The following is a 7345-nucleotide window of genomic DNA, read 5'->3' on the forward strand; positions in this document are numbered from 1 at the left end:
GCGCCGCGTTCGGCTGCGTGTGAGGGCTTATTCAGGCGGGCGCGGTGCGGCACCGGCGCGGACGATCTGCGTGGTCTGGCCGTCCTCGCGCACCGCGACGCCTTCGCTGCGTGGATCGGCGGCACCAATCCATTGGCCGTTCACGCGCTCGATCGCATTGGCCTTGAGGCCAAGCGGCGCGATCTGGACATGCTCGCCCAGCGCCTGGAGTGCTGGGACCATCGCATCGAGTTGCGTGCCCTTCTCGGCCACCGCGTCGAGCTTGGGCGCATAGAGCAGGCCCAGGCCGATCGCATCCTGCGCCGACATCTTCCAGTCGAGCACCGCGACCAGCGCCTTGGCGACTTGGGCGATGATCGTCGATCCGCCCGCCGCGCCGATCGCGATGCGCACCTTGCCATCGGGGCCATAGACGATCGTCGGCGACATCGAGCTGCGCGGGCGCTTGCCGCCTTCGACGCGGTTGGCGACGAGATAGCCGTCCTTGGCGGGGACAAAATCGAAATCGGTCAGCTCATTGTTGAGCATCACGCCGCCGACCGACAGGCCCGATCCGAAATAGCTCTCGATCGTGGTGGTCACCTCGGCGACATTGCCGCGCCGGTCGACCGCGACCAGGTCGCTGGTGCCGGGGATATCGGCATTGGGGGCGGGCGTGCGCGGCGGCGCGCCGGGCGGTGTGCCGGGGGCGACGCTTGCCATGCTGCGCTCCGGCGAGATCAACGCCGAGCGGGCGGCGATATAGCCGGGGTCGAGCAAGCCCTTGACCGGCACGCTGATATAATCGGGATCGCCCAGATACAGATCGCGATCGGCATAAGCGAGCCGTTCGGACTCGGCGAAGAGGTGCCACGCGACGGGGCTGTCCTTGCCCAGCGCCGCCATGTCGAAGCGCTCAAGCTGCTTGAGGATCATCAGCACCGCGATCCCCCCAGCCGAGGGCGGCCCCATCCCGCAGACCTTGTAGACACGGTAGGTTCCGCAGATCGGCGGGCGCTCTTTGGAATGGTAGCTGGCAAGATCAGCGAGCGTCATCTTGGACGGATTCTGTGCCGCCCCGTTGACCGCAGCGACGATCTTTTGTGCCACCGCCCCGGTATAAAAGGCGTCCGGCCCCTTGGCGGCAATAGCACCGAACAGCGCGGCCTGTTCCGGGTTCTTCAGGATCGTGCCGACCGGTAGCGCTTTGCCGTCATCGCCCAGAAAATGCGCGCGCGCCCACGGATCGAGATGCCGGCCGAAATTGTTGAGCCCGTTGTGGAGGCGCGGGGTGATCGCAAAGCCATCGCGCGCCAGGCGGATCGCGGGGCCGAACAAGGTCGCCCAGGGCAGTTTGCCATAGCGCTGATGCGCCAGCGCCATCATCCGCAAATTGCCGGGCACGCCGACGCTGCGGCCGCCGGGGATGGCGGTAAAGATGGGCAGCGGCTTCCCATCGGCCCCATAGAACCACTTGGGATCGGCGGCGGCAGGCGCGGCCTCGCGCCCGTCGAGCCCGGTGGTGCGGTCGGTGGCGGCATCGTGATGTACCATGAAGCTGCCGCCGCCAATCCCGCTATTCTGCGGCTCGACGACATTCAGCGCCAGCATCGTCGCGATCGCGGCATCGGTTGCGCTGCCGCCCTTGCGCAAGATCTCCGCGCCTGCCGCTGCCGCACGCGGATCGGCGGCGCTGACCATGCCGAGGCTGGTGACGGTCTTGGCGGTGGGGCGGCGTGCTTCTGCGGTGGCGGGCGCGAGCAACAGCAGGGCGAGGGCGGCGAGCGATCTGTTCATGCGGCGACCCTAACGCGCTTCACCGCACAGGCAAGCCGCCGCCCGCACTGCGGCATCCTCGCCTTCTTCTCTTTGTGGCTTTGTGGCTTCGTGCGAGACATTTGCGCGCACAAAGGCACAAAGCCACAAAGAAGCGGGCACGGATTTACGCTTCGCGGTGTCGTTCGCTGGTGCCAACCGCCTCGGCGACGGTCGCGAACCCGTCGCGCTTCAGGGCGTTCGCGAGGCCGCGGACGATCCGGCGGGCGAGGCCAGGGCCTTGGTAGACCAAGGCGGTGTAAAGCTGGACCAGGCTCGCGCCTGCGCGGATGCGCGCATAGGCTTCGTCGGCGCTGTCGATGCCGCCGACCGAAATCAAGGGAATCGCACCGCCCGTCGCCGCCCGGAAATCGGCAAGCCGCTGGCGGGCCAGCGGTGCCAGCGGAGCCCCCGACAGCCCGCCACTCTCCCCCGCATGGGCGGAATGCAGCGGCGGGCGCGAGATGGTGGTGTTGCTGACGATCAGCGCATCGACATGATGCGCAGCGGCGGCGCGCGCGATCGCATCGATCGCGGCGGCGTCGAGATCGGGCGCGACCTTCAGGAACAGGCGCGGTCGCGCGATCGGGCCGCGCCGCGCTTCGTCGGCTGCAGCCAGCAAATCGGTCAGTTCGGAGCCGTGCTGAAGATCGCGCAGGCCCGGCGTGTTGGGGGAACTGATGTTGACCGTGACATAATCGGCCACCTGCGCCGCCGCCGCCACGCCATGCGCGTAATCGGCGATCCGGTCGGGCGCGTCCTTGTTCGCGCCGACATTGATACCGAGCACGCCGCGCCGCTTTGCCGCCGTCGCGCGCGGCAGCGCGGCGGCAATACCACCATTGTTGAACCCCATGCGGTTGATCACCGCGCGGTCCTCGACCAGCCGGAACAGGCGTGGTTGCGGGTTGCCCGCCTGGGGCAGCGGGGTGAGCGTGCCGATTTCGACGCTGCCAAAGCCAAGCCCGAAAAACCCGTCGATCGCGCGGCCATCCTTGTCCACCCCGGCCGCCAGACCCACCGGATTGGCAAAGTCCAGACCAGCGACGGAGGTGCGCAGGCTGGCGGGTGAGCGTCCGCCAAAGACCGGAGCCGCCCCCCCGGCCCCGAGCGCCAGCAGCTTGAGGGTGAGGGTGTGCGCGCGTTCGGGTTCGAGCGCGAACAAAGCGGGGCGGATCAGGGGGAACAGCATCGTGCGCCTGATGGCATCCGGAAGCGCTGGCGTCAAAGCCGGCGAAAGTGCCTTAATTGTGCATTTAGCATGAAAAGCGACGAATTTGTCCAATACACGACGCTCCGAAAACGCCATTAAAGCAATGCGACCCAAGAAGCTCCGGACCGGAGCATCTTTCCTCCGGCCCGGATGGTATACCATCCGGGCCGCTTTTATTTGTCTTGCAGAAGCATTACACTTGATCGCGACAGGTCAGGGGTGTCGCAGCGTGGGATCGATTGAACTGGACTACGCCGTGCCGTCGTCCGACTTAGCTGAGTATATCACGCTGTTTTACGATTTTTCAGCGGACGTGCCGATGCTGGAAGATGTCGAGCGCGCCGATTATGCGCAATTGCGGTTCCACCTGTCGCCTGGCCAGGCGGTCTATGCCTTTCCGGACGGGAGCACGCAGGAAGCACCGGACGCACATGTCCTTGGGCCGACCAGCGGCCCGCGCAGCGTGCGCGTAGCCGGGCCGGTGGCGGTGTTCGGCATGGGGCTGACGGCTGCGGGATGGTCGGCAATGATCGGGGCGGACGCATCGACGATGCTCAACCGTGTGATCGATGCAGCGCCGCTGTTCGGCGCGGCGCGGTTGCAAGCGGTTGCCGACGCGTTGCGCGAATCGCCCGGAGTCGGCCCACGGGTGGGGATTTGCGAAGCGCTGGTGCGGGACCTGTTGCATAATGTGGATCCGCGCTATGCCAATTTCATCCGCCACGTTGACGCGTGGCTGGCGGGCAGCCCGTCGCCGGAAATGGAATGTCTGATTGCGGCGACAGGCTTGTCGCGTCGCCAGATCGAGCGGAAGTGCAATATCCTGTACGGCGCGCCGCCAAAGGTGCTCGCCCGCAAATATCGCGCGCTGCGCGCGGCGGTGGCAATGCGTGGGGGCGAGGAGGGGGTTGCCGATGCGATCGACCGCGGTTTCTACGACCAGTCGCACATGATTCGCGAGGTGAAGCATTTTACCGGCCTGACCCCGCGACAAATTCGCGCCGATCCCGGCCTGCTCTCCCAATTGACCATTTTGCACCGGAGCGCGCTGGGCGGCGTCGTCAGCCCGTTGATCAGCGATACATAGCGCACTCCATGCCTAAGTGCGGGGCAGGGGTGGATCCGGGGGTTGACCCGCGCCGCCACTGCGCCCATTTGCAATCGGACAGAATTAATCCGATTGGACTCGATGCGTCTTTCCAGCCTTGCCGACTATGCCGTCGTGATGATGTCCGCCGCCGCGCGACATTGCGGCAGTGCGGCCAAGCTGAATGCGACGACGCTGGCCGATGAGACCGGCCTGCCGCTGCCCACCGTGCAGAAACTGGTCAGCCGCCTGTCGGCGGGTGGCCTCATCGAAAGCACGCGCGGCACCGGCGGCGGCTTCCGCCTGTCGCGCCCGGCCGCGGCGATTTCGCTCGCTGAGATCATCGAGGCGGTCGAAGGTCCGATCGCTTTGACCGCCTGTGTCGAAGAAGGCCGCCACGACTGCGCGCTGGAAGGCGACTGCCGCGTCAAGCCGCACTGGAACGCCGTCAACGGCGCCGTCCGCGGCGCGCTCGACGGCGTGACGTTGGCCAGCCTGTCGAGGATGCCAGCATGAGCGCCGCAGGCACTATCTTTTCTCTCCGCGTCTCCGCGCCTCCGCGTGAACAGAAAGTTTTGTTCACGCGGAGACGCGGAGACGCGGAGATTTTGACAGGTCGCTGCGCGACCGGAGTACGATAATGGCCACCAAGAACGCCGAAGCCTATGAAGCCGCGAATAAGTCGTACGAATGGGGTTTCCATTCCGACATCGAGCAGGACTTCGCGCCCAAGGGGCTGAGCGAGGATACCGTCCGCTTCATCTCGGCCAAGAAGGGTGAGCCCGAATGGATGCTCGACTGGCGGCTGCAGGCGTATCGCCTCTGGCTGACGCTCGACACGCCCGATTGGGCCAAGCTGCAGATCGACCCGATCGATTATCAGGACGCGTATTATTACGCCGAGCCCAAGGCCAAGCCCAAGCTCGGCTCGCTCGACGAAGTCGATCCCGAAATCCTGCGCGTCTATGAAAAGCTCGGCATCCCGATCGAGGAGCAGAAGATGCTCGCCGGGGTCGAGGAACTGGGCGCTGACGGCCAGCCCAAGCGCCGCGTCGCGGTGGACGCCGTGTTCGACAGCGTTTCGGTCGCCACCACCTTCCGCAAGGAGCTGGAAAGCGCGGGCGTCATCTTCCGCTCGATCAGCGAGGCGATCAAGGAATATCCCGATCTCGTCCGCAAATGGCTCGGCAAGGTCGTGCCGCAGCATGACAATTACTTCGCGGCACTCAATTGCGCGGTCTTCAGCGACGGGACCTTCGTTTATATCCCCGAGGGCGTGCGCTGCCCGATGGAGCTGTCGACCTATTTTCGCATCAATGCCGAGAATACCGGCCAGTTCGAACGCACGCTGATCGTCGCCGACAAGGGGGCCTATGTGTCCTATCTCGAAGGCTGCACCGCGCCGATGCGCGACGAGAATCAGCTCCACGCCGCCGTGGTCGAGCTGGTCGCGTTGGACGATGCCGAAATCAAATATTCGACCGTGCAGAATTGGTATCCCGGCGACGAGAACGGCAAGGGTGGGATCTACAATTTCGTCACCAAGCGCGCACTCTGCCAGGGCCGCAATTCCAAGGTGTCGTGGACCCAGGTCGAGACCGGCAGCGCGATCACCTGGAAATACCCGTCCTGCGTGCTGAACGGCGAAAATTCGGTCGGCGAATTTTATTCGGTCGCGGTGACCAACAACCGCCAGCAGGCCGATACCGGCACCAAGATGATCCACAATGGCAAGGGCAGCCGCTCGACCATCGTGTCGAAGGGGATTTCGGCGGGCCGCTCGGACAACACCTATCGCGGGCTGGTGCGTGTGGCACCAGGCGCGGAGGGCGTGCGCAACTTCACCCAGTGCGATTCGCTGCTGCTGGGCGACCAGTGCGGCGCGCATACCGTGCCCTATATCGAGGTGCGCAACCCCTCGGCGCAGATCGAGCATGAGGCAACCACCTCCAAGATCAGCGACGACCAGCTGTTCTACGCAATGCAGCGCGGGCTGGATCAAGAGGCGGCAGTGGCGCTGATCGTCAACGGCTTCGCCAAGGAAGTGCTGCAGCAACTGCCGATGGAGTTTGCGGTCGAGGCGCAGAAGCTGCTGGGGATTTCGCTGGAGGGGTCGGTTGGATAGCCCGTTCTTCTTTGAAGGCACCAGGTACTGGTCTGAAGGCGACGAGAAGGCGCACTTCGATTGGCTCGGAGGCATCGCCTGTATTCGTGATGCTCGCGGCGAAGGACGTAGAGTATTTTTGGCAATCGATCGAGACGCACTGACAGCGCATGACTTGTTGGAATTGAAAGCCGTTTATCGTCGCTATGGCGGTGACCTCAGGCAGCTCGAAACATTAGAAGAAGATACCAATGCTTAAAATCACCAACCTCCACGCCGAAATCGACGGCAAGGAAATCCTCAAGGGCCTTTCGCTCACCGTCAATGCGGGCGAGGTTCATGCGATTATGGGGCCGAATGGCGCGGGCAAGTCGACGCTTGGCTATGTGCTCGGCGGGCGGCCGGGGTATGAGGTGACGGCGGGCTCGGTTTGGTTCAATCCTGCTCCCCTCCCGCTTGCGGGAGGGGCTGGGGGGAGGGGCTGTTCCGTCGGTGCCACACTCCGATGTGACATCCCCTCCCCTAACCCCTCCCGCAAGCGGGAGGGGATTTGACTTGCTCGTCCTCGCCCCGCACGAGCGTGCCGCCGCTGGTCTCTTCCTCGGCTTCCAATATCCGGTCGAAATCCCCGGCGTGTCCAACGTGCAGTTCCTGCGCGAGGCGCTCAACGCCCAGCGCAAGGGCCGCGACGAAAAGCCGCTCTCGGGTGCCGAATTCCTCAAGCTCGCCCGCGCACAGGCCGATGCGCTGAGCATGGACCAGGATATGCTGAAGCGCCCGGTCAATGTCGGTTTCTCTGGCGGCGAGAAGAAGCGCAACGAGATGGTGCAGATGGGCATCGTCGACCCCAAGCTCGCAATCCTCGACGAGACCGATAGCGGGCTCGACATCGACGCGCTGCGCATCGTCGGCGAGGGCATCAACCGCATCATGCGCAAGCCCGACAAAGCGGTGATCCTGATCACCCATTACGAACGCTTGCTGAGCTATGTCGCGCCCGATTTCGTCCATGTCCTCTCGGCCGGTCGGATCATCCGCTCGGGCGGGCCGGAACTGGCGGCGGAGCTGGAGCGCGAAGGCTATGCCGGGGTGGTGGCGTGAGCGCGCGCAACCTGCTCCCCTCCCTGAAAGGGAGGGGCTGGGGGTG

At 64.9% G+C, this 7345-nt stretch carries 6 protein-coding genes and 1 pseudogene; 5 read left to right on the top strand and 2 right to left on the bottom strand.

Annotation, left to right across the window (positions count from 1 at the left end):
* Nucleotides 1-27 precede the first annotated feature (27 nt).
* Entirely contained in the window at nt 28-1776 is a 1749-nt protein-coding gene (ggt, locus tag ON00_RS15945; RefSeq protein WP_010407500.1) for a gamma-glutamyltransferase, read from the bottom strand.
* A gap of 145 nt (nt 1777-1921) precedes the next feature.
* Nucleotides 1922-2986 carry a quinone-dependent dihydroorotate dehydrogenase gene (locus ON00_RS15950; protein ID WP_040601703.1) on the bottom strand — a complete coding sequence of 355 codons (1065 nt, stop codon included), beginning with the start codon at nt 2984-2986 and terminating at the stop codon, nt 1922-1924.
* Between the two features lie 250 nt (nt 2987-3236).
* On the opposite strand from ON00_RS15950, the gene ON00_RS15955 reads away from it, so the two are divergent.
* The 5 genes and pseudogenes from ON00_RS15955 to sufC all read left to right on the top strand — a co-directional run bounded on the left by ON00_RS15955 (nt 3237) and on the right by sufC (nt 7299).
* A complete protein-coding gene (locus tag ON00_RS15955; protein ID WP_040601704.1) occupies nt 3237-4094 on the top strand; it encodes an AraC family transcriptional regulator in 858 nt (285 codons plus the stop codon).
* A 102-nt stretch (nt 4095-4196) separates the two neighbouring features.
* Entirely contained in the window at nt 4197-4610 is a 414-nt protein-coding gene (locus tag ON00_RS15960) for an SUF system Fe-S cluster assembly regulator (protein ID WP_010407504.1), read from the top strand.
* A 124-nt stretch (nt 4611-4734) separates the two neighbouring features.
* Nucleotides 4735-6219 (top strand): Fe-S cluster assembly protein SufB, encoded by a 1485-nt coding sequence (sufB, locus tag ON00_RS15965; protein ID WP_010407505.1) that lies wholly within the window; start codon nt 4735-4737, stop codon nt 6217-6219.
* The gene (locus ON00_RS20645; protein ID WP_154651353.1) at nt 6212-6457 is read left to right on the top strand and encodes a hypothetical protein; all 246 of its coding nucleotides are present in this window, start codon (nt 6212-6214) and stop codon (nt 6455-6457) included. The genes sufB and ON00_RS20645 overlap by 8 nt, the downstream gene beginning before the upstream one ends.
* Nucleotides 6450-7299, top strand: a pseudogene (gene sufC, locus ON00_RS20650) (Fe-S cluster assembly ATPase SufC). The gene ON00_RS20645 and the pseudogene sufC overlap by 8 nt, the downstream one beginning before the upstream one ends.
* The last annotated feature ends 46 nt before the right edge of the window (nt 7300-7345 follow it).

The sequence above is a fragment of the Sphingomonas echinoides ATCC 14820 genome (assembly GCF_000241465.1).
Taxonomy (GTDB): Bacteria; Pseudomonadota; Alphaproteobacteria; order Sphingomonadales; family Sphingomonadaceae; genus Sphingomonas; species Sphingomonas echinoides.

Bases quoted from the DNA above. Each gene is read 5' to 3' on its own strand.
- ggt (WP_010407500.1), bottom strand. From the start codon at position 1,776: ATGAACAGATCGCTCGCCGCCCTCGCCCTGCTGTTGCTCGCGCCCGCC.
- ON00_RS15950 (WP_040601703.1), bottom strand. From the start codon at position 2,986: ATGCTGTTCCCCCTGATCCGCCCCGCTTTGTTCGCGCTCGAACCCGAA.
- ON00_RS15960 (WP_010407504.1), top strand. From the start codon at position 4,197: ATGCGTCTTTCCAGCCTTGCCGACTATGCCGTCGTGATGATGTCCGCC.
- sufB (WP_010407505.1), top strand. From the start codon at position 4,735: ATGGCCACCAAGAACGCCGAAGCCTATGAAGCCGCGAATAAGTCGTAC.